At 65.3% G+C, this 24,735-nt stretch carries 25 protein-coding genes and 1 pseudogene; 11 read left to right on the top strand and 15 right to left on the bottom strand.

The window, feature by feature from the left end; genetic code table 11:
* Positions 1–30: 30 nt before the first annotated feature.
* The 4 genes from CXQ81_RS14770 to CXQ81_RS14755 form a co-directional block, all read right to left on the bottom strand.
* Positions 31–1,449, bottom strand: a complete 1,419-nt coding sequence (locus CXQ81_RS14770) for an LLM class flavin-dependent oxidoreductase (RefSeq protein ID WP_053260751.1) — start codon at positions 1,447–1,449, stop codon at positions 31–33.
* A complete protein-coding gene (locus CXQ81_RS14765; RefSeq protein WP_101337623.1) occupies positions 1,449–1,925 on the bottom strand; it encodes an acyl-CoA dehydrogenase in 477 nt (158 codons plus the stop codon). The genes CXQ81_RS14770 and CXQ81_RS14765 overlap by 1 nt, the downstream gene beginning before the upstream one ends.
* Positions 1,926–1,935: 10 nt before the next feature.
* The gene (locus CXQ81_RS14760) at positions 1,936–3,138 is read right to left on the bottom strand and encodes an SfnB family sulfur acquisition oxidoreductase (RefSeq protein WP_101337622.1); all 1,203 of its coding nucleotides are present in this window, start codon (positions 3,136–3,138) and stop codon (positions 1,936–1,938) included.
* A gap of 172 nt (positions 3,139–3,310) precedes the next feature.
* Complete coding sequence (locus CXQ81_RS14755) at positions 3,311–3,874, bottom strand: helix-turn-helix domain-containing protein (protein ID WP_009043403.1); 564 nt, start codon at positions 3,872–3,874, stop codon at positions 3,311–3,313.
* A gap of 15 nt (positions 3,875–3,889) precedes the next feature.
* Between CXQ81_RS14755 and CXQ81_RS14750 the strand changes: the two are divergent.
* Positions 3,890–4,907 (top strand): annotated as a pseudogene (locus CXQ81_RS14750) (DMT family transporter).
* 1 nt (position 4,908) lies between these two features.
* On the opposite strand, the gene CXQ81_RS14745 reads toward CXQ81_RS14750, so the two are convergent.
* On the bottom strand, positions 4,909–5,352 hold the full coding sequence (locus CXQ81_RS14745) for a hypothetical protein (RefSeq protein ID WP_101337621.1): 444 nt from the start codon (positions 5,350–5,352) through the stop codon (positions 4,909–4,911).
* Between the two features lie 245 nt (positions 5,353–5,597).
* On the opposite strand from CXQ81_RS14745, the gene CXQ81_RS14740 reads away from it, so the two are divergent.
* From CXQ81_RS14740 to CXQ81_RS14715, 6 genes are read left to right on the top strand one after another with little or no spacing between them, the layout of a single operon-like run.
* Positions 5,598–8,501, top strand: a complete 2,904-nt coding sequence (locus tag CXQ81_RS14740) for a monovalent cation/H+ antiporter subunit A (protein ID WP_101337620.1) — start codon at positions 5,598–5,600, stop codon at positions 8,499–8,501.
* Complete coding sequence (locus CXQ81_RS14735) at positions 8,501–8,845, top strand: Na+/H+ antiporter subunit C (RefSeq protein ID WP_003202835.1); 345 nt, start codon at positions 8,501–8,503, stop codon at positions 8,843–8,845. Before CXQ81_RS14740 ends, CXQ81_RS14735 begins: the two co-directional genes overlap by 1 nt.
* The gene (locus tag CXQ81_RS14730) at positions 8,842–10,527 is read left to right on the top strand and encodes a monovalent cation/H+ antiporter subunit D (protein ID WP_101337619.1); all 1,686 of its coding nucleotides are present in this window, start codon (positions 8,842–8,844) and stop codon (positions 10,525–10,527) included. Before CXQ81_RS14735 ends, CXQ81_RS14730 begins: the two co-directional genes overlap by 4 nt.
* Complete coding sequence (locus CXQ81_RS14725; RefSeq protein WP_101337618.1) at positions 10,524–11,012, top strand: Na+/H+ antiporter subunit E; 489 nt, start codon at positions 10,524–10,526, stop codon at positions 11,010–11,012. The genes CXQ81_RS14730 and CXQ81_RS14725 overlap by 4 nt, the downstream gene beginning before the upstream one ends.
* Entirely contained in the window at positions 11,009–11,287 is a 279-nt protein-coding gene (locus CXQ81_RS14720; RefSeq protein WP_007932799.1) for a K+/H+ antiporter subunit F, read from the top strand. Before CXQ81_RS14725 ends, CXQ81_RS14720 begins: the two co-directional genes overlap by 4 nt.
* Complete coding sequence (locus CXQ81_RS14715) at positions 11,284–11,652, top strand: Na+/H+ antiporter subunit G (RefSeq protein ID WP_007932797.1); 369 nt, start codon at positions 11,284–11,286, stop codon at positions 11,650–11,652. The genes CXQ81_RS14720 and CXQ81_RS14715 overlap by 4 nt, the downstream gene beginning before the upstream one ends.
* 10 nt (positions 11,653–11,662) lie before the next feature.
* Here CXQ81_RS14715 and CXQ81_RS14710 read toward each other — a convergent pair whose 3' ends face one another.
* Complete coding sequence (locus CXQ81_RS14710) at positions 11,663–12,100, bottom strand: DUF3995 domain-containing protein (RefSeq protein WP_101337617.1); 438 nt, start codon at positions 12,098–12,100, stop codon at positions 11,663–11,665.
* 98 nt (positions 12,101–12,198) lie between these two features.
* On the opposite strand from CXQ81_RS14710, the gene CXQ81_RS14705 reads away from it, so the two are divergent.
* A complete protein-coding gene (locus CXQ81_RS14705) occupies positions 12,199–12,588 on the top strand; it encodes a DUF2946 domain-containing protein (protein WP_062825508.1) in 390 nt (129 codons plus the stop codon).
* A gap of 231 nt (positions 12,589–12,819) precedes the next feature.
* The gene (locus tag CXQ81_RS14700) at positions 12,820–14,955 is read left to right on the top strand and encodes a TonB-dependent siderophore receptor (protein WP_101337616.1); all 2,136 of its coding nucleotides are present in this window, start codon (positions 12,820–12,822) and stop codon (positions 14,953–14,955) included.
* Positions 14,956–15,046: 91 nt separating this feature from the next.
* Here CXQ81_RS14700 and CXQ81_RS14695 read toward each other — a convergent pair whose 3' ends face one another.
* The 3 genes from CXQ81_RS14695 to CXQ81_RS14685 form a co-directional block, all read right to left on the bottom strand.
* Entirely contained in the window at positions 15,047–16,081 is a 1,035-nt protein-coding gene (locus CXQ81_RS14695) for an ABC transporter substrate-binding protein (RefSeq protein ID WP_007923651.1), read from the bottom strand.
* Between the two features lie 118 nt (positions 16,082–16,199).
* Positions 16,200–16,397 (bottom strand): hypothetical protein, encoded by a 198-nt coding sequence (locus CXQ81_RS14690; RefSeq protein ID WP_101337615.1) that lies wholly within the window; start codon positions 16,395–16,397, stop codon positions 16,200–16,202.
* Positions 16,394–16,843: a hypothetical protein gene (locus CXQ81_RS14685; protein ID WP_007923648.1), complete on the bottom strand. Its 450-nt coding sequence runs from the start codon at positions 16,841–16,843 to the stop codon at positions 16,394–16,396. Before CXQ81_RS14685 ends, CXQ81_RS14690 begins: the two co-directional genes overlap by 4 nt.
* A 545-nt stretch (positions 16,844–17,388) precedes the next feature.
* Here CXQ81_RS14685 and CXQ81_RS14680 point away from each other — a divergent pair.
* Together CXQ81_RS14680 and CXQ81_RS14675 are read left to right on the top strand one after the other, a co-directional pair.
* The gene (locus tag CXQ81_RS14680; RefSeq protein ID WP_007923647.1) at positions 17,389–17,619 is read left to right on the top strand and encodes a hypothetical protein; all 231 of its coding nucleotides are present in this window, start codon (positions 17,389–17,391) and stop codon (positions 17,617–17,619) included.
* Positions 17,620–17,691: 72 nt separating this feature from the next.
* The gene (locus tag CXQ81_RS14675; protein ID WP_178081058.1) at positions 17,692–18,084 is read left to right on the top strand and encodes a hypothetical protein; all 393 of its coding nucleotides are present in this window, start codon (positions 17,692–17,694) and stop codon (positions 18,082–18,084) included.
* A 20-nt stretch (positions 18,085–18,104) separates the two neighbouring features.
* Here the strand turns inward: CXQ81_RS14675 and CXQ81_RS14670 are convergent, their stop codons facing one another.
* From CXQ81_RS14670 to CXQ81_RS14645, 6 genes are all read right to left on the bottom strand, one after another.
* Positions 18,105–18,323, bottom strand: coding sequence for a hypothetical protein (locus tag CXQ81_RS14670; protein WP_096373880.1), 219 nt, complete (start codon positions 18,321–18,323; stop codon positions 18,105–18,107).
* 133 nt (positions 18,324–18,456) lie between these two features.
* Positions 18,457–19,695, bottom strand: coding sequence for a methyl-accepting chemotaxis protein (locus CXQ81_RS14665; RefSeq protein ID WP_371860903.1), 1,239 nt, complete (start codon positions 19,693–19,695; stop codon positions 18,457–18,459).
* 601 nt (positions 19,696–20,296) lie between these two features.
* The gene (locus CXQ81_RS14660; protein ID WP_007923643.1) at positions 20,297–20,701 is read right to left on the bottom strand and encodes a TraR/DksA family transcriptional regulator; all 405 of its coding nucleotides are present in this window, start codon (positions 20,699–20,701) and stop codon (positions 20,297–20,299) included.
* 343 nt (positions 20,702–21,044) lie between these two features.
* Positions 21,045–22,067 (bottom strand): ABC transporter permease, encoded by a 1,023-nt coding sequence (locus CXQ81_RS14655; protein ID WP_007923642.1) that lies wholly within the window; start codon positions 22,065–22,067, stop codon positions 21,045–21,047.
* Positions 22,068–22,137: 70 nt separating this feature from the next.
* A complete protein-coding gene (locus CXQ81_RS14650) occupies positions 22,138–23,718 on the bottom strand; it encodes a sugar ABC transporter ATP-binding protein (protein WP_101339417.1) in 1,581 nt (526 codons plus the stop codon).
* Positions 23,719–23,803: 85 nt separating this feature from the next.
* Positions 23,804–24,730, bottom strand: a complete 927-nt coding sequence (locus CXQ81_RS14645) for a sugar ABC transporter substrate-binding protein (RefSeq protein WP_007923640.1) — start codon at positions 24,728–24,730, stop codon at positions 23,804–23,806.
* Between the last annotated feature and the right edge of the window lie 5 nt (positions 24,731–24,735).

Genomic DNA, 24,735 nt, shown 5'->3' with positions numbered 1-24,735 from the left:
CTTCGGACCTATCGCAGCCTTCGGCAGCGGCTACAGGGACGGTATCCGGATGGAGGCCACCTGCTGCTCCTGGCGATGCCAGGCCGCCAGGTCGCGATAGGCGCTGCCCGGATGGTTCTGCGGCAAGCGTGGCCCGGCGCCGAACAGCTTCTCGCGCAAGGTGCCGGGGGCGTATTCGGTCTTGTACACGCCGCGCTTCTGCAACTCGGGGACCAGCAGTTCGACGGCGTCGACAAAGGTCTCGTGGGTCAACGCATAGGCCAGGTTGAAGCCGTCCACATCGGTGTCCTCGACCCATTCCTGGAGCAGGTCGGCCACGGTTTCCGGGCTGCCGACGAACAGCGGGCCGAAGCCGCCGATGCCGACCCAGTCCGCCAGCTCATGGGGCGTCCAGACCTTGTTCGGGTCGGCCGTGGAGAACGCCTCCACCGCCGACTGGATGGCGTTGGTGTGCACATGCTTGAGCGGCTCATCGGGCTTGAACTGGCTGAAGTCGATGCCGGTCCAGCCGGAAATCAGCGCCATGGCGCCCTCGTAGCTGACCCAGGACTTGTACTCCTCGAACTTGGCCCTGGCCTTGGCGTCGGTCTCGCCGAGGATCACCGTCTGCAGGTTGAAGATCAGGATCTGCGCCGGATCGCGCCCGGCCTCGGCGGCCCGGCGGCGGATATCGGCCACGGTCTTCTTCAGCAGCACCTTGGACGGCGCGGCGACAAACACGCACTCGGCCTGCTCGGCGGCGAACTGCTTGCCACGGCTCGACGCCCCGGCCTGGTAAAGCACCGGGGTGCGTTGCGGCGAAGGCTCGCAGAGGTGGATACCCGGCACCTGGAAGTGTGGGCCGACGTGGCGAATCTCATGGATCTTGCTCGGGTCGCTGAAGATCCGCCGCTCCCGGTCGCGCAGCACCGCGCCCTCTTCCCAACTGCCTTCCCAGAGCTTGTAGCAAACCTCCAGGTATTCCTCGGCGTAGTCGTAGCGGGCGTCGTGCTCGGTCTGGGCTTTCTGCCCGAGGTTCTTCGCCCCACTTTCCAGGTAGGAGGTGACGATGTTCCAGCCGGCCCGGCCGCGGGTCAGGTGGTCGAGTGTCGAAAGACGCCGGGCGAAGGGATAGGGATGCTCGAACGACAGCGACGCGGTCAGGCCGAAGCCCAGGTGCTCGGTGACCAGGGCCATGGGCGGGATCAGTTGCAGCGGGTCGTTGACCGGCACCTGGGCCGCCTGGCGGATCGCCGCCTCGCCGTTGCCCTGGTAGACGTCGTAGATGCCCAGCACATCGGCGATAAACAGGCCGTCGAACTTGCCGCGTTCGAGGATCCGTGCCAGGTCGGTCCAGTATTCGAGGTCCTTGTATTGCCAGGAGCGATCCCGGGGGTGGGCCCACAGGCCCGGCGACTGGTGGCCGACACAGTTCATGTCGAACGCGTTGAGACGGATTTCCCGGGCCATCAAACCGCACTCCTGAAACTGGGCGGCACCACGCCGTTGAGACGGTAGTTGCCGATCAACGGGTATTTCCAGCGCAAGGGTTCACCCTGCGCGGCGGGCAGCGGGCTGCGCTGGCCGGTCAGCTCGAACTCGGCGTTGCTCACCGCGAGCAAGGCCTCGCGGCTGGCGATGGCCGCCTCGGCCTGGGCCACGCCGATTTCGGCGACGTCGTGCTCCCTGGCGAGCAGCGATTGCGCCCGTTCCTGCAAGGCGGCGGCGACTTCGATACGGATCAGCAGGTCGCCAAAGCGGCTGATCACATAAGGGTCGTCGCTGACTCGGGCCAGGCCGCTGCCGGGCCAGGGCTTGGCCTGTTCACGGACAAAGGTGAGGGTCGATTGCAGCAGCTCGCGGGCGCGGCGCAGGTCGTGGTGGCTGTGCTCGACCTGTTCATCGGCGGGTGTTTCATGGGTGGTGGCTTGGCTCAATGCGTTCATGGGCGGTTCCTCAGTTCCAGGCGTGGCGGGCCGGCTTGACGCCGTTGAGCAGGAAGTTGCCGATCAGGTGGTATTTCCAGCGCGCCGGGTCGTGCAGGGTGTGGGTCCGTGCGTTGCGCCAGTAGCGGTCGAGGTTGTACTTGCCCAGCACCGAGCGGGTGCCGGCCAGTTCGAACAGCTTGCTGCTGGCGAGCAAGGCGCTTTGTGCCGACAGCACCTTGGCTTGCGCCACCACCACCGAGGCCTGGGCCACGCTGTCTTCGTTGGGTTCGCGCAGTGCCTGGTCGATGGCCAGGCCAGCTTTTTCCAGGATCGCCTCGGTGCCGTGCACCCGCCATTCCAGGTCGCCGATGGCGGCGATAGTGAACGGGTCCTGCCAGCCATGATCCTGGCCACTGTCGATCCAGGGGCGCGACTGGCGCGCATGGCGCTTGGCTTCTTCCAGGGCGCCGACTGCCAGGCCGGTGTCCACCGCCGCCTGGATGATCTGCGAGATCGGCCCGTCGGCGGTGGGCTCGTCGAATGCGCGATGGGCCGGGATCACCGCACTCAGCGGCACCTGCACCGCGTCGAGGGTGACCCCGCCACTGGCCGTGGTGCGCTGGCCGAAACCGTCCCAGCTGTCGATCACGGTCAGGCCGGGGTTGTCCCGCTCGATAAAGGCGATGAACGCCTTGTTCTGCTCGTCGACCGCCACCGCCGGCACGATGTGGGCGAACAAGGCGCCGGTGCAGTAGAACTTCTCGCCGTCGATCCGCGCGCCGTCGGCGTTGAAACGAATGCGGGTCTCGAAGGCGCCGGCATGCTTGCTGCCGGCTTCGGAGAAGGCGTTGCCGAAGCGATAACCCTGCAACACCTTGGCGAAGTAATAGCGCTTCTGCTCCTCGCTGGCGGTCTGCAGCAGGATGTCGAGCACGCCCAGGTGGTTCTGCGGCAGCTGGCCGAGGGACGAGTCGGCGGCGGAAATGATCTTGATCACCTCCGCCACCGTCACGTAAGACACCCCGGCGCCCCCATAGGCCTTGGGAATGGTGATGCCCCACAAGCCGCTGGCGGAGAACTCGTCCAGCTCGGCGAACGGCAGGCGCCGCTCGCGATCGCGCACGCTGGCTTCGACGGCGAAACGCTCGGCCAGGGTCCGGGCGACGGCGATGGCCTCGGCGTCGGAGTGGATGATGTGGGCGGTTCGGGTGGGTTGAGCAGTGGCTGTCATGGCCGACTCCAGGTCCTGTCGAATGCGGAAGATCCGTTCTGACCTGGAGATTGCAGAAGTCGTGCCTAAGACTATAAGTCTTACAAATCAGTAAGTTGATTGATATTTATAAGAAACAGCATCAATTGAAAACAGGCAAAATGTTCAAGCACTGTTGCCCAGGCAACAGTGCTCAGATCACCACGTTGCGCACAAAACGCACCGCCACCGCCCCATCGTTGCGATAGGCATGCGGCAGGTTGCTGGCGAACATGAAGAACTCGCCGCTGTCCAGGCGCCGCTCCTGCTCGCCCAGGACCAGGGTCAGGCAACCCTCGAAGACATACAGCTGCTCGCTCCAGCCTTCGGCGTCCGGTTCCGACAGGTATTGCTCGCCCGGCTCCAGGCGCCACTCCCACAGCTCCACTTCGCGGCAGGCGTTGGCCTTGGCCAGCAGCACCGCCTTGCTCCCGGGAATCAGCCCGGCCCAGGCCAGCTCGTTGATCCGGCTCGGGTCGCGGGCATCGGGGGCCTGGATCAGGTCGCTGAAGGCCACGTCCAGGGCTTCGGCCACCCGGTCCAGGGTGCTGAGGCTGACATTCTTCTCACCGGCCTCGATGGCCACCAGCATGCGCCGGCTGACCCCGGACTTTTCCGCCAGGGCGCTCTGGCTCAGCTCGGCGGCGTGGCGCAGGCGCCGGACGTTGTGACTGACATGCTGCAGCACGGAAGCGCGCTGCCCAGGATCTTTGTGCACTATATTGCTCACTGTATGGGTTTGCGCAGTATACTGCCCAACTTCGCGGCGCATTGTGCGGCCGCCCCGGGTAGCACGCAAGGGCATGACGTCGGTGAACTCCTGCAAATCTTCTTCCTTCTTCCTCAAACTGAGCAAAGCCGAGTGCGTGCTGGTGCTGATCACCATGGTCTGGGGCGGCACCTTTCTCACGGTGCAGCACGCCATGACCGTCAGCGGCCCGATGTTCTTCGTCGGCCTGCGGTTCGCCGCGGCGGCCTGCATCGTCGGGCTGTTCTCCCTGCGCAGCCTGCGCGGGCTGACCTTGTTCGAACTCAAGGCCGGGGTCTTCATCGGCACCGCCATCATGCTCGGCTACGGCCTGCAGACCGTGGGCCTGCAAACCATTCCCAGCAGCCAGTCGGCCTTTATCACCGCGCTGTACGTACCCTTCGTGCCGCTACTGCAATGGCTGTTCATGGGCAAGCGCCCGGGGCTGATGCCGAGCATCGGCATCATGCTGGCCTTCACCGGCCTGATGCTGCTCTCCGGGCCCAGCGGCGCCGCGCTGGACTTCAGCCCGGGAGAAATCGCCACTTTGATCAGCACTGTGGCCATCGCCGCGGAAATCATCCTGATCAGCACCTACGCCGGCCAGGTCGATGTGCGCCGGGTCACAGTAGTACAACTGGCCGCAACCTCGGTGCTGTCGTTCCTGATGGTGGTGCCGACCCAGGAAGCCATCCCGGACTTTTCCTGGCTGCTGCTGGCCAGCGCCCTGGGCCTGGGCGCCGCCAGCGCGGCGATCCAGGTGGCGATGAACTGGGCGCAGAAAAGCGTCTCGCCGACCCGCGCCACCCTGATCTACGCCGGTGAACCGGTGTGGGCCGGGCTGGTCGGGCGCATCGCCGGCGAACGCCTGCCGGCCCTGGCCCTGCTGGGCGGCGCGCTGATCGTCGCGGCGGTGATCGTCAGCGAGTTGAAGACCAAGGGTAAAGGTGGCGAGGTGATAGAGGCGGATCGGCTGGATGAGACCGCGGACTCGCAACGCTGAGCTAGCGCGGCAACGATTGGAGGATGGCCGCCAGCTCCTGCCGGGACAGCTGGCCGGCCTGTACGGCGGCGACAATGTCCTCTCGCGTCATGGTCTTCTCCGGGACCTGCTCGGGATCGATATTCCACAACCACAAGGGGCTGATCTGCTCCTGCCCCGGCCAGAAGGCCCTGGGCAAGGCTTCCTGGGCGATGACACCCTTGTGATAGAAGTACGCCAGGTAACGGCCATGGCCCTCGGCAAAGCCGGTGTCGTAATAGAGCACGGTGCCGACGGGCAAGGCCGCCGCTGTTTGCCCCTCGATCGACAAGGGTTCCAGGGTCTTGAAGCGGCTCATGCCGGCAGTGGGCCCGGCCAGGGTCAGCCACAGCCAGACGATCCAGCCGCCGAAGGCCATCAGCAGCAGGCTGGCGAGGGTTTTGCGGGTAAAGGTTGCGAGGGTCATAAGGGGCCTGTCTGCTTCCTTTCAAGCGGGTCCGTTGCCGAGGGGCGCGACCATAACACCGCGCGCAGCGCTTTGTTGTCACTCACCCGGGGCAAACTGCCATGATTTTCGCACCAGCCGGCTTTTTGTCCCCGGCCTTGAACGCTGGCCGAAGGGGTTTTGTAGGATCCTGCCACAGCTTCAAGGTTGGTGATCACAGAGTCGGCACGTATGATGCATCACAATTTCCCGCAGATTAGAAGCCTATGTCCCTGATAGTTCTACTGCTTCTGCCTTTTATCGGCAGCTGTCTGGCGGCCTTGCTGCCGCACAACGCACGTAACACCGAGTCCCTGCTGGCAGGCCTGGTCGCCTTGGCCGGTAGCGTGGCGGTGGCCTCGATGTACCCGCAGATCGCCCATGGCGGCGTGATCCGTGAAGAGTTCAACTGGCTGCCCAGCCTCGGTCTGAACTTCGTCCTGCGCATGGACGGCTTCGCCTGGCTGTTCTCCATGCTGGTGCTGGCCATCGGTACCCTGGTGTCGCTGTACGCGCGCTACTACATGTCGCCGGAAGACCCGGTGCCGCGCTTCTTCGCGTTTTTCCTGGCCTTCATGGGCGCCATGCTCGGCCTGGTGATTTCCGGCAACCTGATCCAGATCGTGTTCTTCTGGGAACTGACCAGCCTGTTCTCCTTCCTGCTGATCGGCTACTGGCACCACCGCTCCGATGCCCGGCGCGGCGCCTACATGGCGCTGATGGTCACCGGCGCGGGGGGCTTGTGCCTGCTGGCGGGGGTCATGCTGCTCGGCCATGTGGTCGGCAGCTACGACCTGGACCAGGTCCTGGCTGCCGGAGATCTCATCCGAGCCCATGCCCTCTACCCCATCCTCCTGCCGCTGATCCTGATCGGCGCCCTCAGCAAAAGCGCGCAATTCCCCTTCCACTTCTGGCTGCCCCACGCCATGGCCGCGCCGACACCGGTCTCGGCCTACCTGCACTCGGCGACCATGGTCAAGGCCGGGGTGTTCCTTCTCGCCCGCCTCTGGCCTTCGCTGTCCGGCAGCGAAGAATGGTTCTGGATCGTCGGCGGCGCCGGGGCCGCGACCCTGGTGCTGGGCGCTTACTGCGCGATGTTCCAGAACGACCTCAAGGGTCTGCTGGCCTACTCGACCATCAGCCACCTGGGCCTGATCACCCTGCTGCTGGGCCTGAACAGCCCGCTGGCCGCGGTGGCCGCGGTGTTCCACATCCTCAACCACGCCACCTTCAAGGCCTCGCTGTTCATGGCCGCCGGCATCATCGACCACGAAAGCGGCACCCGCGACATCCGCAAGCTCAACGGCCTGATCAAGCTGATGCCGTTCACCGCGACCCTGGCCATGGTCGCCAGCGCCTCCATGGCCGGCGTGCCGCTGCTCAACGGCTTCCTGTCGAAAGAGATGTTCTTCGCCGAGACCGTGTTCATCAATTCCACCGCCTGGGTCGAGGCCGCCCTGCCGGTGATCGCCACCATCGCCGGGACCTTCAGCGTCGCCTACTCCCTGCGCTTCACCGTGGATGTGTTCTTCGGCAAGCCGGCCGAAGACCTGCCGCACACGCCCCACGAGCCGCCACGCTGGATGCGCGCGCCGGTGGAGCTGCTGGTGTTCACCTGCCTGCTGGTGGGGATCTTCCCGGCGCAGATGGTCGGCCCGCTGCTGGCCGCGGCCGCCCAGCCGGTGGTCGGCGGCACCCTGCCGGAGTACAGCCTGGCGATCTGGCACGGCCTGAATGCGCCGATGATCATGAGCCTGATCGCCATGTCCTGCGGCATCGTGCTCTACCTGCTGTTGCGTGCCCCGCTGGTGCGCGGTGATTTTGCCTATCCGCCGCTGATCGGCCGCTTCAACGGCAAGCGCCTGTTCGAGCGCAGCCTGGTGAGGATGATGCGCCTGGCCCGTCGCCTGGAGCGCTACATCAGCACCCAGCGCCTGCAGACCCAGCTGTTCCTGCTGGTGCTGGTGGCGGTGCTGGCCGGCCTGATCCCGATGCTCTACAGCAGCCTGAGCTGGGGCGACCGGCCGAAGATCCCGGGCTCCATCGTCTTCGTCACCCTCTGGCTGCTGGCCATCGCCTGCGCCCTGGGCGCCGCCTGGCAAGCCAAGTACCACCGTCTGGCAGCCCTGACCATGGTCAGCGTCTGCGGGCTGATGACCTGCGTGACCTTCGTCTGGTTCTCCGCGCCGGACCTGGCCCTGACCCAGCTGGTGGTGGAAGTGGTGACTACGGTGCTGATCCTGCTCGGCCTGCGCTGGCTGCCCCGGCGGATCGAGGATGTTTCGCCGCTGCCCAGCAGCCTGCCCAAGGCCCGTGCCCGCCGCCTGCGCGACCTGCTGCTGTCGATCGCCGTCGGCCTGGGCATGGCCGTGCTGTCCTACGCCATGCTGACCCGCCAGACCCCCAACGACATTTCCTCGTTCTACCTCAGCCGCGCCCTGCCGGAAGGCGGCGGCAGCAATGTGGTGAATGTGATGCTGGTGGACTTCCGCGGCTTCGACACCCTGGGCGAGATCACCGTGCTGGTGGCCGTGGCCCTGACCGTGTTCGCCCTGCTGCGACGTTTCCGCCCGCCGAAGGAAAGCATGCAGCTGCCGGCCCAGCAGCGCCTGCTGGCGCCCGACGTGGTCACCGACCTGGTCAACCCGCGCCACGCCAGCGACACCGCCCTGGGCTTCATGATGGTGCCGGCGGTGCTGGTGCGCCTGCTGCTGCCGATCGCCCTGGTGGTGTCGTTCTACCTGTTCATGCGCGGCCACAACCTGCCGGGCGGCGGTTTCGTCGCCGGCCTGGTGATGTCGGTGGCGTTCATCCTGCAATACATGGTCGCCGGCACCCAGTGGGTCGAGGCCCAGATGAGCCTGCGGCCGCTGCGCTGGATGGGCACCGGCCTGCTGTTCGCCACCCTGACCGGGCTCGGCGCCCTGGCGTTCGGCTACCCGTTCCTGACCACCCATACCCTGCACCTGGACCTGCCGCTGCTGGGCGATATCCATATCGCCAGCGCGCTGTTCTTCGACATCGGCGTGTACGCCGTGGTGGTCGGCTCGACCCTGCTGATCCTCACCGCGCTGGCGCACCAGTCGGTGCGTGCCCAAGTCAAACCCCAAGCCAAGCCAGGAGCCGCCTGATGGAAGAAGTCATTGCAATCGCCATTGGTGTGCTGGCGGCCTCCGGCGTCTGGCTGGTGCTGCGGCCACGGACCTTCCAGGTGGTGATGGGCCTGTGCCTGCTGTCCTACGGGGTCAACCTGTTCATCTTCAGCATGGGCAGCCTGTTCATCGGCAAGGAGCCGATCATCAAGGACGGCGTGCCCCAGGACCTGCTGCACTACACCGACCCGCTGCCCCAGGCGCTGGTACTCACGGCGATCGTCATCAGCTTCGCCATGACCGCGCTGTTTCTGGTGGTCCTGCTGGCGTCCAGGGGCCTGACCGGCACCGACCATGTGGATGGCCGGGAGCCCAAGGAATGAACCTGATGCCGCACCTGATCGTCGCGCCCATCCTGCTGCCGCTGCTGACCGCCGCGGTGATGCTGATGCTCGGCGAGAAACATCGCCCGCTCAAAGCCAGGATCAACCTGTTCTCCAGCATGCTCGGCCTGGGCATTTCCGTGCTGTTGCTGGGCTGGACCCAGCAGACCGGCGTGCCCGGTTCCGTCGGCGTGTACCTGCCGGGCAACTGGCAGGTGCCGTTCGGCATCGTGCTGGTGGTCGATCGCCTGTCGGCGCTGATGCTGGTGCTCACCGGGATCATCGGCGTCAGCGCCCTGCTGTTCGCCATGGCTCGCTGGGACCGCGCCGGGGCCAGTTTCCACGCGCTGTTCCAGATCCAGCTGATGGGCCTGTACGGTGCCTTCCTGACCGCCGACCTGTTCAACCTGTTCGTGTTCTTCGAAGTGCTGCTGGCCGCCTCCTACGGCCTGATGCTGCACGGCTCGGGGCGGGCGCGGGTGTCCGCCGGCCTGCACTATGTGGCGATCAACCTGCTGGCCTCGTCGCTGTTCCTGATCGGCGCGGCGCTGATCTACGGCGTCACCGGCACCCTGAACATGGCCGACCTGGCGCTGAAGATCCCGCTGGTGCCGGAAGCCGACCGTGGCCTGCTGCACGCCGGCGCGGCGATCCTCGCCACCGCGTTCCTGGCCAAGGCCGGCATGTGGCCGCTGAACTTCTGGCTGGTGCCGGCCTACTCCTCGGCCAGCGCGCCGGTAGCGGCGATGTTCGCGATCATGACCAAGGTCGGGGTCTACACCCTGCTGCGCCTGTGGACCCTGCTGTTCTCCGGCCAGGCCGGGGCCTCGGCCTACTTCGGCGGCGACTGGCTGATCTACGGCGGCATGGCGACCATCGTCGGCGCGGCCCTGGCGATCCTCGCCGCGCAACGCCTGGAACGCATGGCCAGCCTGAGCATCCTGGTCTCGGCCGGGATCCTCCTGGCGGCGATCGGCTTCGCCCAGCCCAGGCTGATTGCCGGCGCGCTGTTCTATCTGGTCAGCTCGACCCTGGCCCTGAGCGCGCTGTTTTTGCTGGCCGAGCTGATCGAGCGTTCGCGCTCGGCCAACGAGATCCCCCTGGAGGATGAAGTCGAAACCCTGCCCCGGCCCCAGGAGCCGCTGCAACCGCCACCGGGCACCAACCTCGACGACGAGCGCAAAGCCGTGGTCGGCCAGGTGATTCCCTGGACCATGGCCTTCCTCGGCCTGAGCTTCATCGCCTGCGCGCTGCTGATCATCGGCATGCCGCCGCTGTCGGGCTTCATCGGCAAGCTGAGCCTGATCGGCGCCCTGCTCAACCCGCTGGGGCTGGGCCAGGCCACGGATGCGCCGCTGTCCGGCGCCGCCTGGGGCCTGCTGGCCTTGCTGATCCTTTCCGGCCTGGCGTCGCTGATCGCCTTTTCGCGCCTGGGCATCCGGCGCTTCTGGGCCCCGGAAGAACGGCCCTCGCCGCTGCTGCGGCGCTTCGAGTGCGTGCCGATCATCGCCCTGCTCGGGCTGTGCATGCTGCTGACCGTCAAGGCTGAGCCGCTGCTGCGCTTTACCCAGGCCGCCGCCGACAACCTCAACGATCCGCAGCAGTATGTGATGGCCGTGCTCGGCACCCGGGCGGTCCCCAGCCCCGAAGCCCAGGCGGCGTTGCAGGAGGTACAGCCATGAAGCGCCTGTTCCCCGCTCCCTGGTTGTCGCTGGCGCTGTGGCTGCTGTGGCTGGTGCTGAACCTGTCCGTCAGCCCCGGCAACCTGCTGCTCGGCGCGCTCCTGGGGTTCTGCGCGCCCTTGATGATGCGGCCGTTGCGCCCGCTGCCGATCCGTATCCGCCACCCCGCGACCATCCTGCGCCTGTTGCTGGTGGTCGGCCGCGATGTGCTGCTGTCGAACCTGGCCGTGGCCTGGGGCGTGCTCAACGCCGGGCGCCGCCCGCCGCGCTCGCGCTTCGTCAAGATCCCCCTGGAGCTGCGCGACGCCAACGGCCTGGCCGCGCTCTCGACCATCACCACGGTGGTGCCGGGCACGGTGTGGTCCGAGCTGTCCCTGGACCGCAGCATCCTGCTGCTGCATGTGTTCGACCTGGACGACGAAGCGGCTTTCATCCAGCACTTCAAGACGACCTACGAGCGTCCGTTGATGGAGATCTTCGAATGAGTGCCCTGCTCACGAATGCGATCCTGTTCAGCCTGTTCCTGTTTTCCGTGGCCATGGTCCTGACCCTGGTCCGGCTGTTCAAGGGCCCCTCGGCCCAGGACCGGGTCCTGGCCCTGGACTACCTGTACATCCTGGCGATGCTGATGATGCTGGTGCTGGGCATCCGCTACGCCAGCGACACCTACTTCGAGGCGGCGCTGCTGATCGCCCTGTTCGGCTTTGTCGGCTCCTTCGCCCTGGCCAAATTCCTCCTGCGTGGCGAGGTGATCGAATGAATGCCGTCAGTGAACTGTCGTGGTGGATCGAGATACCGGTGGCGATCCTGCTGGTGCTCAGCAGTAGCTTCGCGCTGATCGGCGCCCTGGGCATGCTGCGCATGAAGGATTACTTCCAGCGCATGCACCCGCCGGCCCTGGCCTCGACCCTGGGCGCCTGGTGCGTGGCCCTGGCGTCGATCCTGTATTTCTCGGGGATGAAGTCGGGGCCGGTGCTGCACGCCTGGCTGATCCCGATCCTGCTGTCGATCACCGTGCCGGTGACCACCCTGCTGCTGGCGCGGGCCGCGCTGTTCCGCAAGCGCATGGCCGGCGACGATGTACCGGCGGAGGTCAGCAGCCGACGCAGTGAAAGCGGCAGCTGAGTTCAGCCACTCAGTTCCAGGCCACCACCAGCAGCCCCGCCCCCAGCACCACGCACAGCGGCGAATAGAACAGCGTGTCCAGCCGGGCGAACCTGGACCCGCTGGCCTCCTTGAAGAATCCCACCAGGTTCGAGTCGCCGATGGCCCGGGCGAACATCAGCAAGGCCATCGCGCTGATCACCCATTGCAGCGCCGGGTGGCTCACCGTCGGCAGGTACAGGCCCACCCGCAGGCACACCAGCATCGCGATCAGCAGCAAGCCCACCGCCACCAGCAAGGTGGCGAACCCCGAGGGCTTGAACGCCGGCTCCAGCTTGCCCGGCGTCCTGCCCGGCACCTGGGGGATCACCGCGTCGCTGCCGCGCTTGCCGCCGGCGGCCCAGTACAGGTGGATCAGGCTGATCAGCAGGAAGGCTCCGGCCATCCCTTGCGCGATCAAAACATTCATATGCAAACGTCCATGGCAAAAAAATGTCGCTGAAGAATGGACCCACCCGCACGTTTTTGTAAGTACGTTCGTCGCCTGCGATGGTAAAGTGCCGCCCCATGAAACTCGCCCGAACCGATCGCTCGCTCGTTGCCTGGATGCTCTATTGCTGCGTCCTGTTCAACGTGTTCGCCTGCAGCATCGGCCACGGGCAAATGGTCGGCCAGCAGCTCAACGGGATCGGCGGCCAGTTCTGTACGGTGGATCCGCGCACCCAGGCGCCGGCCTCCTCCAACCCGGTCGACGAGTCGCTGCCGACCCTGTCCAAGGCCTTCGGTTGCCCGCTGTGCTCCACCGGCGGCATGGGCCCGGCGTTCAACTCCAGCCTGACCCTGGCGATCCTGCCGCAGCACCACAGCCCACCGCTGGCGCCGCGCGCCACCGCCGACGTCCCCACCCGCTTCACCTGGCCCGCGGCCCACCCGCGCGCGCCGCCCGCCTTCGCCTGAGTCTTTCGCCCTTGTCATCAGCCCGCCCCGTGCCAATGCACGGCATCAGGGTCTGTACGAAAAGTCGGCGAGCGAAGGTCAGGCAAGGCAAAAACAGGCGAGGAAGCGGAGTGTAGGGGCCTACATGAGCATTCCGAGCCTGTTTTTAACGCAGCATGGCCGAGCGTAGCCACTTTTCGTACAGACCCTGGTTCGTGGGCTGCTTCCTAGCCAAGAATTCAGGATCTACCGATGAAACACATTCCCCTGCTGGCCAGCCTGTGCGGCTGCCTGTCCGTCAGCGCCTGGGCGCAATCCAGCGTCGACCTGGCGCCGATCACCATCGACGGCGAGCAACCCGCCGAACCCGGCCTGGCCCTCGACCAGTCCAGCGGCATGGCCTCGCGCCTGGGCCTGAGTGTCCGCGAAACCCCGGCCTCGGTGGCGGTGGCCAACCGCAACGATATCGAGCGGCGCGGCGCGCAGAACTTCCAGGACGCCGCCAACACCCTGCCCGGGGTCAATGCCAGCGCCCCGCCGGGATTCGGCGGTTTTGTCTCCTACCGTGGTTTCAGCAATAGCCAGATCACCCAGATGTTCAACGGCATCAACGTGTCCAGCGGTCTGGCGCGACCGGTGGACGCCTGGATCTATGACCGGGTCGAACTGCTCGGCGGCCCCTCCTCGCTGGTCAACGGTGCAGGCTCCGTGGGTGGTTCGCTGAACTACGTGACCAAGCTGGCCGACCGCCAGGAGCGGGCCATCGAGGGCCGGGTCAGCTACGGCAGCTACGACACCACGCAAACCGCCTTCGGCCTCAACCACGCCCTCAGCGAGGCCGGCGACGAGGTGCAGCACTACGCCCGCCTCGACGTCAGCCATAACACCAGCAACGGCTACATCGACCGTCAGCAGCGGGATGCCTGGAGCCTGGCGTTTTCCCTGCTCAGCGACCTGACGCCGAACCTGTCCCACACCCTGGCCGTGGAATACCAGGACGAACACGAGGACAGCCCGTACTGGGGCACCCCGGTGCTCAACCCCAAGGCCGGCGAGTTGAAGATCGACAAGCACAACCGTTTCAACAACTACAACGTCGAGGACGGCCGCTACGAGCAGCGCACGATCTGGGTGCGCTCGATCGTCGACTACCGGATCAACGACAGCACCCGCCTGCGCAACACCCTCTATCACCTGGACAGCCAGCGCGATTACCGCAACCTGGAAACCTACCAGTACAACGCCGACAACAGCGCGGTGAACCGCTCCACGGCCTATCAGGTGCGGCACCAGGGCGAGCAGAACGGCAACCAGTTCGAACTGCGCCACGACAGCTCGCTCTTCGGCCTCGACACAACCTGGTCCGGCGGCTTCGAGTACAAGGTCAACCGCACCACCAACTCGCCGCTGAACGTCAAGGCGGCCAACAGCGTCGACCCGAACAACTACCAGCCGGGGCATTTCTACGACCTGCCGGGCACCCGCCAGGGCTTTGTCGCCGACAAGACCAATGAGGTCACCACCCAGGCGCTGTTCGTCGAGAATCGCCTGGCCCTGACCGACCGGCTGACCCTGCTCAGCGGCCTGCGCTACGACCACATCGACCTGGACGTGACCAACCATCGCCAGGTGACGGCGAGCAACCCGCGGCACCTCAAGCGCAGCTGGGAGCCGGTCACCGGCCGGGTCGGCCTGACCTACCAGTTCCTGCCCAGTGCCAACGTCTACGTGCAATACAGCACTGCCGCCGAACAGCCCAACAGCGCCACCCAGGACTTCGATGTCTCCACGGGCAAGCAATGGGAAGTGGGCAGCAAGTTCGATTACCTGGACGGCCGCGGCTCGGCGACCCTGGCGGCCTACCGCATCGAGCGCAAGGACTTCGCGGTGACCGACCCGCTGGACCCGACCCTGAGCATCCCGGTGGGCCAGCAGACCTCCAGGGGCATCGAGGTGGCCAGCTCGCTGCGGGTCACCCCGAAGCTGCTGCTCGAGGGCAACTTCGCCTGGGTCGATGCGCAGTACGACGCGTTCACCGAGAAGAACGCCGCAGGGGTGGTGGTGTCACGCAAGGGCAATACCCCGACCAACGTACCGGACCGGGTCGGCAACCTGTGGCTGACCTATGACCTGGCGCCGCAGTGGCAGACCGGGGTCGATGCGCGTTATGTGGCCTCGGTGTACGCCGACACGGCCAACACCCTGACCGTGCCCTCCTACACCCTGTACGGCACCTTCCTGACCTACCAGCTCGACAGCCATACCTCGATCACCGGGCGGGTGCGCAACCTGACCAACGAGGTCTACGCCGAGTTCGCCCATGTGTCGCCGGCTTACTACCTGGGTACGCCGCGGACCTTCGAGCTGGCGGTGCAAAGCCGCTTCTAAAGGCATCGCGAGCCAGCTTGCTCCTACAGTTCGCGTAACCCTGTAGGAGCGAGCTTGCTCGCGATAGCGATCTCACTCTCACCTCAATCTCTCAATCCAGGCTGGCACTCACCTTGTCCGCCACATCCCCGGGCAACCAAGCCCGCCACACGTCCGGATGCGCCTTGAGGAATGCCCGCGCCGCCTCCCGGGGCGGCGTGTGCTTCTCGCTCATCTCGGCCAGGGCCTTGTTCAGCGCTTCGATCGGCAAATCGACCTTGCCGAAGAACTCGGCGATCTGCGGGTACTGCTGCTGGAACGGCGTGGACACGCCAATCGACAGCTTCGAGGCCAGCGAGCGCGTGGGGCGTGGGTTGGGGTGCTCGGCATCGGTCAGGGTTTTCCAGGCCTCGGCATCGAACGGCGGCTCTTCCAGCTGGATCAGCTTGAAACGGCCGAGCAACGGGGTCGGCGACCAGTAGTAGAACAGGACCGGCTGGCCGCGACGGATCGATGAAGTGATCTCGGCGTCCAGCGCCGCGCCGGAACCGCTGCGGAAATTCACATAGCTGTCGGTCAGGCCATAGGCCTTGAGCTTCTGCTTGTTCACCACTTCCGAGGTCCAGCCGATGGGGCTGTTGAGAAAGCGCCCCTTGCCCGGGCTTTCCGGGTCCTTGAACACGTCCTTGTAGCGTTTGAGGTCCGTGACGCTGCGCAGGCCCGGCGCCAGCGGCTTGATGCCCTTGGCCGGGTCGCCCTTGACCACGTATTCCGGCACCCACCAGCCTTCGGTCGCGCCCTTCACGGTGTCGCCCAGGGCCGCCACCTTGCCCTCGGCCTCGGCCTTGACCCACACCGGGCTGCGTCCGGCCCACTCTTCGCCGATGACCTGGATATCGTTATTGGCCAGCGCGGTTTCCAGGGTGATGGTGGTGCCCGGCAAGGTGTCGGTCGGCAGGCCGTAACCCTTCTCGACGATGGTGCGCAGGATATCGGTGATCAGGCTGCCGCTTTCCCAGTTCAGGTCGGCGAAGTGGATCGGCGCCTGTGCCGGCTGTACCGACGGTGCCGCCGAGGCGCCGGCGGGCGCCAGCAAAATACCCAAGCCAAGCAGCGCGCCGCCCAGCAGTGTCCGCAGTCCTTTCATGCCTGTGCCCCTTTGGCTGTTCACAGCGTTGCAGGATGGTCTCGCGGTTTGGGACCGCAAGCCTCTGACTAATTGAGTCATCTGACTGTAGTAGAGGTTCCTGCTTTCGACGGGGACTTCAGTTTTCGCCCTGCTCCTGCAGGCGCTGCAACTCGCGGCGCACCATGCTGGCGTATGCCGCCGGCTGCAGGACATACAGCTGCGAGGCCACCCAGGCCAGCCAGGCGCCTTGCAGCACGGCCTTGCGTTCGAACAGGCACTGGGCCTCGGCGCGGGCGCGCGCAAGATGCTGCTGGTGGAATTCGGCGCGGCTCACTCGCTGGCCTTGAAGCTCACCAGTTCACCCTTGCGCCATTTGGCGGCCTTGCCGGTCACGGCTTTCAGGGTCTTGGTCAGGCCTTCCTGCAACTGCTGGTTGGCGGCGAATACCGTCACCACGCTGTGGCCTTCCTTGAACAGGATGGCGTGGCCGTCGGCGGTGCTGACAAAGGCGTACTCGCCCAGGCCGTAGACGGCCAGCTTGATCTCGCGAAACCGGATTTCGAATTTGCCGCCCTCACGGCTGGGCAGGACCGCGGCGCGGAAATGGTCGCCGACCTTGAGTTCCAGGCGCGGCTTGTCGTCCACGACCAGCGCCGTCTCGGTGTCGATTTCGGCGACGTAAATGCCTTCCGGCGTCTGTTCGGTGATGTAGACGAAACGGGACTGGAACTGTTTGACCAACTTTGCGCGCAAGTCGCCCAGGACGAACAACGCGTGCATATCAAGATTACTTACTGCCAAGGAAAGATCCCCGAAACTGAAAATGACTCTGCCCGCGTAAACGACGGACAGCAGAAAAAGGCGGCCGAACCGGCGCCGTGACTCCACATGAAAACAATCCGAAAAAGCACCACTCGCCAACGCGTAGGCGCAAACACCGGAGCGCCCCTCCCCAGAAAAACCGGAAGGACTACCGGACCGTTTGGCCCGCATCAAGCGCAGAAGAAGTGGTTCCAGCCCGCCGAGAAAGCTGCGCACTCACTGTCGATCGGAAAACCTCACGATCCTTTCGTCACCCTTAATGGGACGGGAGTGCTGCAGGTAAACATCAATCTCTGACTGCCGGGGCAATTCTAGAGCAACTTTATGTATTCAGAGCAACCCATGCGTTAGCAAATCGCTGAAAAAACCTCTTTCACCCTGCCGGTCAGCCACTTGCGTGACTTAACTCAGCCATCGACCGGCAACAACTGCCATACTGCCGCGACCTTGAAGCCGGCCACCGGCCAGGCTTCACCAGCATAATTTCCAGGGGAAAGTCGGACGTGACGGAATTCGATATAGGCGAGTTTTTCATCCATGGCGAGGCCCGGGATGTCGAGGGCGAGTTCCAGGCCGTGATCGTGATGCGCGCCAAGCCACCGCTGCGCACCGTGCGCTGCCACCAGGTGGAAAAGGACCGCTGGTTCAAGACCGCGGAACTGGCCGAAGCCGCCGCCAAGGACGCCGCCCGCGCCCTCAAGCAGGCCGTCGACCAGGGTGCCCTGAACCTCTGACGCTGCGGGCGCGGTAAAGGAACGCCCCGCACGACCGATACCTTGGTGAGCCTTCATTTCAAGAGCACCATGATGATCGACCTCAACCCACCGGCCCGCCTGCCTTCCCTGGGCGAGTTCGCCCTGCCCGGCGCGGCGGCCAGCGAAAGCCCGGCGAGCGATCCGTTTGACTTGCGCACGGCGATCACCCGGGCGACCAATGCCGCGCCCGACGGCGTGCTCGAAGCGAAAAGGAAACGCATCAAGCTGCTGCGCAAACAGATCGAACAACTGCAGCAACGGCTGCGCAAGGCCAACGAGCGCCTGGCAATGGTGCAAAGCGCCGCCCGACATCGCACAACCGACGCGCACATGCAGGCATTGTCCGCCGCCCGGGCCCAGGCGCAGGCCGCCAGCAGCGCCTTGTCGATGGCCCAGGTGGCACTGTTCCAGGCCGAAAGCGCGGTGATCGGCAGCGAGGTCTGAAGGCGCGGGTGCCTGCGCCGTCAGGCCGAACGACTGAACAGCGGGTGTCCGACCCTGTCCCGCGCCAGCTGGGCCAGCCAGGACGCCTGGCACTCCACGGCCTCTTCCCGGCTGGCGAACGGCGCGCCGCGGCGCTCGCCATTGACCAGCACGACCCAGCACACATTCAGCCCGACCGCGCGAAAGGTGGCCGGTACACCGCTACCAATCATCACTGCGACATCGACTTTGCTTTGCATGAGGACTTCTCCTGGTAACTAGTTAGCTAGCTAACAATGTCGCTCATACTAATGAGTTCCAATGCTGGGAAAAAGCCATCCCTGGCACAGCTCCGTTGCAGGGCCGGTAACAATGGCCGGCCCCTGTCCAGGCTCAGCCACGCGCGGCCGCGGCGGTCTGCTCCGGTTTGTAGCCCAGGCGCAGGCCGCCCCAATGCCGACCCTTGATCCTGATCGGCACCGACAAATCGTGCATCAGCTCGCCGGTATCGCGGGTGTAGGTTTGCAGCAACAGCGGCTGCTGGTGGCTGCCGCAGCGGATGCCGGTGCGGTCCTCGAACTTGCGCTTGGTGCGGTTGTGCAGGGTATCCACCTGCGGGTCGCCGGTCAGCGGCTGGGAGAACACCTTGTTGTGGGTCGGCACGTAGCCCTGGGGCGTGCAGGCGATGGCGAACACCAGGCCTTCGTGACGCGCCAGCAACGGTTCCTGGATCGCCGGCAGCACCTGATCGGCGTAACGGTCGAAGCGGGTCTGGTATTTCACCGGCTGGGTATTGGCGATCGGCTGGTAGCTGCGGTCGAACAGGTCGTCGAGGCTGATGCGGTTGGCCGCAAGATCCGCCTCGAACTGCTCGGCGATGCGCCGGGCGCCTTCCTGGGCCAGGTCGTAGATGCGCTGGTGGTAGTCATCCAGGCCGACCTCGGCCAGGCGTTCGCTGATGATCTCCGCCTGCCCTTCCATCTGCGCCGCCGCCTCGGCCAGGCGGCGGGTCTGCTGGTCGCTCACCGCCAGGTCGCCGCGCACCTGCTCGACGGCATGGAACAGGCTGTCCAGTTGCTGGCGGTTGGTCTCGGCGCCGCGGGCGATCTCGCCGACCTGGCTTTCCACCCCGGCCGCCAGCCGGGCGATGTTCTGCAGGTGCTGGCCGGTGGACTCGACCTGCTCGACCCCGGTGTTCAGGTCGCTGGACAGCTGACGGATCTGCTCCACCACCTGGGCCGTGCGCTGCTGGATATCGCCGACCATCACCCCGACCTCGTCGGTGGCGGTGGCCGTGCGCCCGGCCAGGCCGCGCACTTCATCGGCCACCACGGCGAACCCGCGGCCATGTTCACCGGCCCGCGCCGCCTCGATGGCGGCATTCAACGCCAGCAGGTTGGTCTGGCTGGCGATCGACTGGATCACCAGCGCCACCCGCTGGATGTCTTCGCTGCGCTGGCTCAGGGCTTCGATCAGTTGCCGGCTGTCGTTGGCGCTTTGGCTGAGGCGGTGCATGCGGGTGATCGACTCGCCCAGCACTGTGCTGCCTTCGGCGCTGCTGCGGTGGGCTTCGCTGGCGGCGCTCAGGGCCTGCTGGCTGAGTTGCGCGGCCAGTTGCTCGGTGTGGATCATCGCCTCGGCGCTGCTGACGATGCGCGCCGCCGAGTCCAGCTGCGACTGCACCCGCCCGGCCAGTTGCCGGACCGAATAGGCCACGCCGGCGGCCGACAGCGCGTTATGGCTGGTGCTGCAGGACAGGTCGCGCGTCAGCGCGGCGATCTCGCGGTTATCGACACTGCCCGCTGGCGATGCGGCCTTGGACCTGCGCAAGAGCGGCAGCCAGACGATCAGCAGCATCAGCGGCACGGCGAGGTAGAAAGAAAGCAGCCCCTGGGACAGGACATACAGCACTAGCAGCAAGGCGCTGCTTTGCAGGGTTGGAACCTGCCAGCGCCGGGTACTTTGGACTACTGACAGCGGTTGCGCCATGGCAGTCGGCGAAGATCCGTCTTGCGTCATCTGGATTACCCCACGCTTTTCTAATTATTTGGCCTGCATTGAACGCCACTAAAAAGCCATTATCCATGGTCCATTAGTCGCAGCTTTGCAGCAGATCAATAGAAATGCGCGGGCTTTAAAGACGCCCACAAACGACTCGCGGGCAAGCCTCCGATCCCAGGCGTCTCGACGACCTTGGGATGGGGCTTGCCCGCGAGGGGAGAAGTCTTGGCGATCAGGCCTGACGCTGGTGCTTGTCGATCTGCTCGTGACGTTCCTGAGCTTCGATGCAGTACTTGGTGGTCGGGCTGATCAGCAGGCGTTTCAGGCCGATCGGCTCGCCGCTGTCGTCGCACCAGCCGAAGCTGTCGTCGCCGATACGGCCCAGGGCCTGCTCCAGCTGCGGCAGCATGCGCTGGTCGCGGTCGATAGCGTTGACCAGCCAGGTCCGCTCTTCCTCTACGGAAGCCGCGTCGGCAGGGTCGGCCGGGGTGTCCAGGCTCTCAATGGCGATTCGGTTCTGTTCGATGCGCTCGTGGGTTTCGACCTTCATGGCCTGCAACAGCTCAGTGAAAAAAGCCAGCTGCTCGGCGTTCATGTAGTCATCCGCCGGCATGGCCAGCAACTTTTCCTTTGTCATTGATTTCTCTATAAAAAATACGTGCATTAAGGCGAATTAAAGCTGTTTTCCGTGCCCCCTTTCGGGGCATCGGAAAGGCGCCATACATTCCAAGCGCCACCCGGCACTCAATTTACGAGGGGCGGCAGTCTAAGGCCGGTTCGAGGCGTCAGCAACTGAAATGACATCAGATTTGTCTGATAAGCCCTGAAAGCCCGCCAGGGCTGGCTTTGGCGGCGGTTATCGGAGTGCGTTTATAACAAGAAATTCCATCGCCCGGGGTCTTTTAGAAGACAAACGGCAGCGGCAGGCCCGAAAAAGGCCTGCCGCTGCCGTGGAGTATGGCTCTTCTGTAGGAGCGAAGTCAGCGCTTGAGCTTGCGCTTGTTGCGGTACTGGTCGATGACCACCGCCACCACGATGATCAGGCCCTTGATGATGTCCTGGATATAGGCATCGACGCCGACGAAGGTGAACCCGCTGGCCATCACCCCTAGGATCAGCGCGCCGATCACGGTGCCGGTGATGCGCCCCACGCCGCCGGCCAGGCTGGTGCCGCCGATCACCGCCGCGGCGATGGCGTCCAGTTCATAGGACATGCCCATGCCCGCCTGCCCGGTCGCCGCCCGCGCCGAGGCCACCACCCCGGCCAGCCCCGCCAGCAGCCCGGCGATGCTGTAGACGATCACCAGGTGGCGCTTGACGTTGATCCCCGAGGTCCGCGCCGCCTGCATGTTGCCGCCGATGGCGTAGGTGTACTTGCCGTACTTGGTGTAGCGCAGGGCGATATGGAAGATCACCGCCACCACCAGGAAGATGATCACCGGCATCGCGCCGTGGCCGATGGCCGTGTAGGAGTCCGAGAGCATGCTGATCGGCTGGCCTTCGGTGTAATAACGTGCCAGGCCACGCGCCGAGACCATCATGCCGAGGGTGGCGATAAAGGGCGGGATGCCGGTGATGGCGATAATGCTGCCGTTGATCGCCCCCGCCAGCAGCCCTACCCCCAACCCGGCCACCACCGGGATCCACACCGGCAGGTCGGTCAGCGACGGGAACACCGCGCGGGTGAAGTCCGAGGTCTGCGCCAGGCTGGCGGCGATCATCGCCGACAGCGCCAGCACCGAGCCGGACGACAGGTCGATGCCGGTGGTGATGATCACCTGGGTCACGCCGATGGCCAGCAGGCCGATGATCGACACCTGCAGGATCATCAGCACCAGGCGCTGGGAGTTCATCAGGAAGCTCTGGTCGCGCACTATCCAGCCGAACAGTTCGAACACCAGGCCGATGCCGATCAGCACCAGGAAGATGCTCAGCTCGGTGGGCAGGCGCCGGCGCGTTCTGGCTGGCGCCGCCGCGGGTTTGTTTTCCAGTATCGCGTTCATAAGCCTTCACCTTCTTCTTGTATGGCCGGCGGCGAACACACCTCGCCGATGGCCTTGATACGTTTACCGGCTAGTGGACCAGGGACATCCCCGAAGCCAGTTGCATGACCTTCTCCTGGGTCGCTTCGCCGCGGTCGAGGGTGCCCATCAGCTCGCCCTCGTGCATGACCATCACCCGGTCGCTCATGCCCAGCACTTCCGGCAGTTCCGAAGAAATCATGATCACCGCCATGCCTTCGCCGGCGAGGTAGGCGATCAGCCGGTAGATCTCGGCCTTGGCGCCGACGTCGATGCCGCGGGTCGGTTCGTCGAGGATCAGCACCCGCGGGTTGGTCATCAGCCAGCGCGCGAGCAAGGCCTTCTGCTGGTTGCCGCCGGACAGGGTGTCGATGCACTGCTCCAGGGACGGGGTCTTGACCCGCAGCTTCTTGCACATGTCCTCGCACAGGGCGCGCAGGGCTTTCTGCTGGATGAAACCGTTGCCGGCATAGTGCGGCAGCACCGCCATCTCCATGTTTTCCAGGACCGACAGGCAGGGAAACAGGCCGCTGAGCTTGCGGTCCTCGGTCAACAGGGCAAACCCCTTCTCGATGGCCATGTGCGGATCGCTGATGCGCACCGGCTGGCCGTCGAGGCGGATCTCGCCGCCGTCGCTGGGGGTGATGCCGAAAATCGTCTCGGCCACATTGGTGCGGCCCGAGCCCATCAGCCCGGCGATGCCAAGGATCTCCCCGGCGTGCAGGTCGAAGGACACGCCCTCGAACACCCCGTCCAGGCGCAGGTCGCGCACCGACATCAGCAGCTCGCCTATGGGTTTCTCGCGCACCGGGAACAATTGGCTCAGTTCGCGGCCGACCATCATCGAGATCAGGCTGTCGCCGTCCATGCTGTCGGCCCGTTGCAGGCCGATGTAGGCGCCGTCGCGGAACACCGCCACTTCATCGGCGATGGCGAACACTTCGTTCATCTTGTGGGTGATATAGATGATGCCCTTACCCTGGGCCTTGAGGTCGGCGATGATCGAGAACAGGTGCGCCACCTCTTTCTCGGTAATGGCCGAGGTCGGCTCGTCCATGATCAGGATGTCGGAGTCGTAGGACACCGCCTTGGCGATCTCCACCATCTGCCGCTCGGCGATACTCAGGTTGCCCACCTGCTCCTCGGGGTCGAGGTTGATCCGCAGGCGCTCCAGCAGCAGCGCGGTGCAGCGGTGCATCTCGCGGTGATCGACCATGTGCAGGCCGTTGAGCTGCTCGCGGCCGATCCAGATGTTCTCGGCGATGCTCATGTGCGGCATCAGGTTGAGTTCCTGGTGGATCATCGCGATCCCCGCCTGCAAGGCCGCCAGCGGCGTCTCGAAACTCACCCGCTGGCCTTTGAGGCGCAGCTCGCCGGCGTCAGGCTGGTAGATCCCGGCGATGATTTTCATCAGGGTCGACTTGCCCGCGCCGTTCTCCCCCATCAGCGCCAGCACCGTGCCGGGACGCACCCGCAGCTGCACATCGGACAGGGCGACAACCCCGGGGAAACCCTTGCTGACGTTGATGACTTCCAGCAGGTAAGGCTGCTGCTCGGACACAGACTGGGCAGACTGAGCGGCGGGCTGCACAGCCGCCGTCGGGATGCTCGAAGCAGTCGCTGAAGCGAACATGATCAGGTACTCCATCCGCGGGGCAGCTGGGCCACCCCGCCGGCTTATGGTTGTTGATGGAACGGACGGGCTGTTTGAACCGGGCTTATTTGAACTGGGCGACGTTTTCCGGGGTGATCAGGCGATACGGCACCCACACCGCCTGCTCCACCGGCTCGTGCTTGGCCATCTTCACCGCGGTGTCGATCGAGCCGTCGGCCTGGCCCTTGGCATCCTGGAACACCGAGACCGCCAGGTCGCCCTTCTGCACCGCGCGCAGGCCATCGGGCGTGCCGTCGACCCCGGCGATCAGCACACTGCCCTTCTCCACCCCGGCCTGTTTCAGCGCCATGGCGGCGCCGATGGCCATTTCATCGTTGTTGGCCACCACCGCATCGAACTGGCGGCCCTGGGTCAGCCAGTCGTTGACCAGGGTCATGGCCTTGTCCCGCAGCCAGATCCCGGTCTGTTCCTGCTCGACCTTGATCCCCGGGTACTTGGCTAGCACTTCCTTGACGCCCTTGGTGCGGTTGGTGGTGGAGTTGTTCGCCAGGTCGCCCAGCAGGATCACCACCTCGCCCTTGCCGCCCATCTTGTCGGCCAGGTACTGCATCTGCATCTGCCCGGCCTCCAGGTCGTTGGAGGCCACGGTGACCACACCCTTGGGCAGGTTCAGGTCGTCCGGCCGGCGGTTGACGTAGACCAGCGGAATCCCGGCCTTGACCGCCGCTTCGGTGATCTTGCGGGTCGCCGCGGTGTCCACCGGGTTGACCACGATGGCGTCGACCTTCTGGCTGATAAAGCTTTCCACCTGGCTCAGCTGCTTGACCACATCGGCCCGGGCATCCTCGAACTGCAGCGTGACGCCGTCCGGCAGCGACTTGGCTTTGTGGTCCATGGATTCACGCAGGTAGGTCAGCCAGGTGTCGTCGAACTGCGACATGCTCACGCCGATCTTCAGGTCGGCGAACGCCGTGCCGCTGCCCAGCAGCAGGGACAGGGCAAGCGTGGCGAAACGGGTCTTGGTCTTCATGAAAG

Origin of the sequence: Pseudomonas sp. 09C 129 (assembly GCF_002843625.1) — a bacterium.
Taxonomy (GTDB): domain Bacteria; phylum Pseudomonadota; class Gammaproteobacteria; order Pseudomonadales; family Pseudomonadaceae; genus Aquipseudomonas; species Aquipseudomonas chlororaphis.
This window is presented reverse-complemented; position numbering and strand designations above follow the sequence as displayed.

Excerpts from the sequence above, each read along its gene's own strand:
- CXQ81_RS14725 (WP_101337618.1), top strand. The coding sequence starts at position 10,524 with ATGAAGCGCCTGTTCCCCGCTCCCTGGTTGTCGCTGGCGCTGTGGCTG.
- CXQ81_RS14645 (WP_007923640.1), bottom strand. The coding sequence starts at position 24,730 with ATGAAGACCAAGACCCGTTTCGCCACGCTTGCCCTGTCCCTGCTGCTG.
- CXQ81_RS14655 (WP_007923642.1), bottom strand. The coding sequence starts at position 22,067 with ATGAACGCGATACTGGAAAACAAACCCGCGGCGGCGCCAGCCAGAACG.
- CXQ81_RS14770 (WP_053260751.1), bottom strand. The coding sequence starts at position 1,449 with ATGGCCCGGGAAATCCGTCTCAACGCGTTCGACATGAACTGTGTCGGC.
- CXQ81_RS14695 (WP_007923651.1), bottom strand. The coding sequence starts at position 16,081 with ATGAAAGGACTGCGGACACTGCTGGGCGGCGCGCTGCTTGGCTTGGGT.
- CXQ81_RS14665 (WP_371860903.1), bottom strand. The coding sequence starts at position 19,695 with ATGATCCACACCGAGCAACTGGCCGCGCAACTCAGCCAGCAGGCCCTG.
- CXQ81_RS14740 (WP_101337620.1), top strand. The coding sequence starts at position 5,598 with ATGTCCCTGATAGTTCTACTGCTTCTGCCTTTTATCGGCAGCTGTCTG.
- CXQ81_RS14670 (WP_096373880.1), bottom strand. The coding sequence starts at position 18,323 with ATGCAAAGCAAAGTCGATGTCGCAGTGATGATTGGTAGCGGTGTACCG.
- CXQ81_RS14735 (WP_003202835.1), top strand. The coding sequence starts at position 8,501 with ATGGAAGAAGTCATTGCAATCGCCATTGGTGTGCTGGCGGCCTCCGGC.
- CXQ81_RS14765 (WP_101337623.1), bottom strand. The coding sequence starts at position 1,925 with ATGAACGCATTGAGCCAAGCCACCACCCATGAAACACCCGCCGATGAA.
- CXQ81_RS14710 (WP_101337617.1), bottom strand. The coding sequence starts at position 12,100 with ATGAATGTTTTGATCGCGCAAGGGATGGCCGGAGCCTTCCTGCTGATC.
- CXQ81_RS14675 (WP_178081058.1), top strand. The coding sequence starts at position 17,692 with ATGATCGACCTCAACCCACCGGCCCGCCTGCCTTCCCTGGGCGAGTTC.
- CXQ81_RS14715 (WP_007932797.1), top strand. The coding sequence starts at position 11,284 with ATGAATGCCGTCAGTGAACTGTCGTGGTGGATCGAGATACCGGTGGCG.
- CXQ81_RS14705 (WP_062825508.1), top strand. The coding sequence starts at position 12,199 with ATGAAACTCGCCCGAACCGATCGCTCGCTCGTTGCCTGGATGCTCTAT.
- CXQ81_RS14660 (WP_007923643.1), bottom strand. The coding sequence starts at position 20,701 with ATGACAAAGGAAAAGTTGCTGGCCATGCCGGCGGATGACTACATGAAC.
- CXQ81_RS14650 (WP_101339417.1), bottom strand. The coding sequence starts at position 23,718 with ATGTTCGCTTCAGCGACTGCTTCGAGCATCCCGACGGCGGCTGTGCAG.
- CXQ81_RS14685 (WP_007923648.1), bottom strand. The coding sequence starts at position 16,843 with ATGCACGCGTTGTTCGTCCTGGGCGACTTGCGCGCAAAGTTGGTCAAA.
- CXQ81_RS14760 (WP_101337622.1), bottom strand. The coding sequence starts at position 3,138 with ATGACAGCCACTGCTCAACCCACCCGAACCGCCCACATCATCCACTCC.
- CXQ81_RS14700 (WP_101337616.1), top strand. The coding sequence starts at position 12,820 with ATGAAACACATTCCCCTGCTGGCCAGCCTGTGCGGCTGCCTGTCCGTC.
- CXQ81_RS14730 (WP_101337619.1), top strand. The coding sequence starts at position 8,842 with ATGAACCTGATGCCGCACCTGATCGTCGCGCCCATCCTGCTGCCGCTG.
- CXQ81_RS14745 (WP_101337621.1), bottom strand. The coding sequence starts at position 5,352 with ATGACCCTCGCAACCTTTACCCGCAAAACCCTCGCCAGCCTGCTGCTG.
- CXQ81_RS14720 (WP_007932799.1), top strand. The coding sequence starts at position 11,009 with ATGAGTGCCCTGCTCACGAATGCGATCCTGTTCAGCCTGTTCCTGTTT.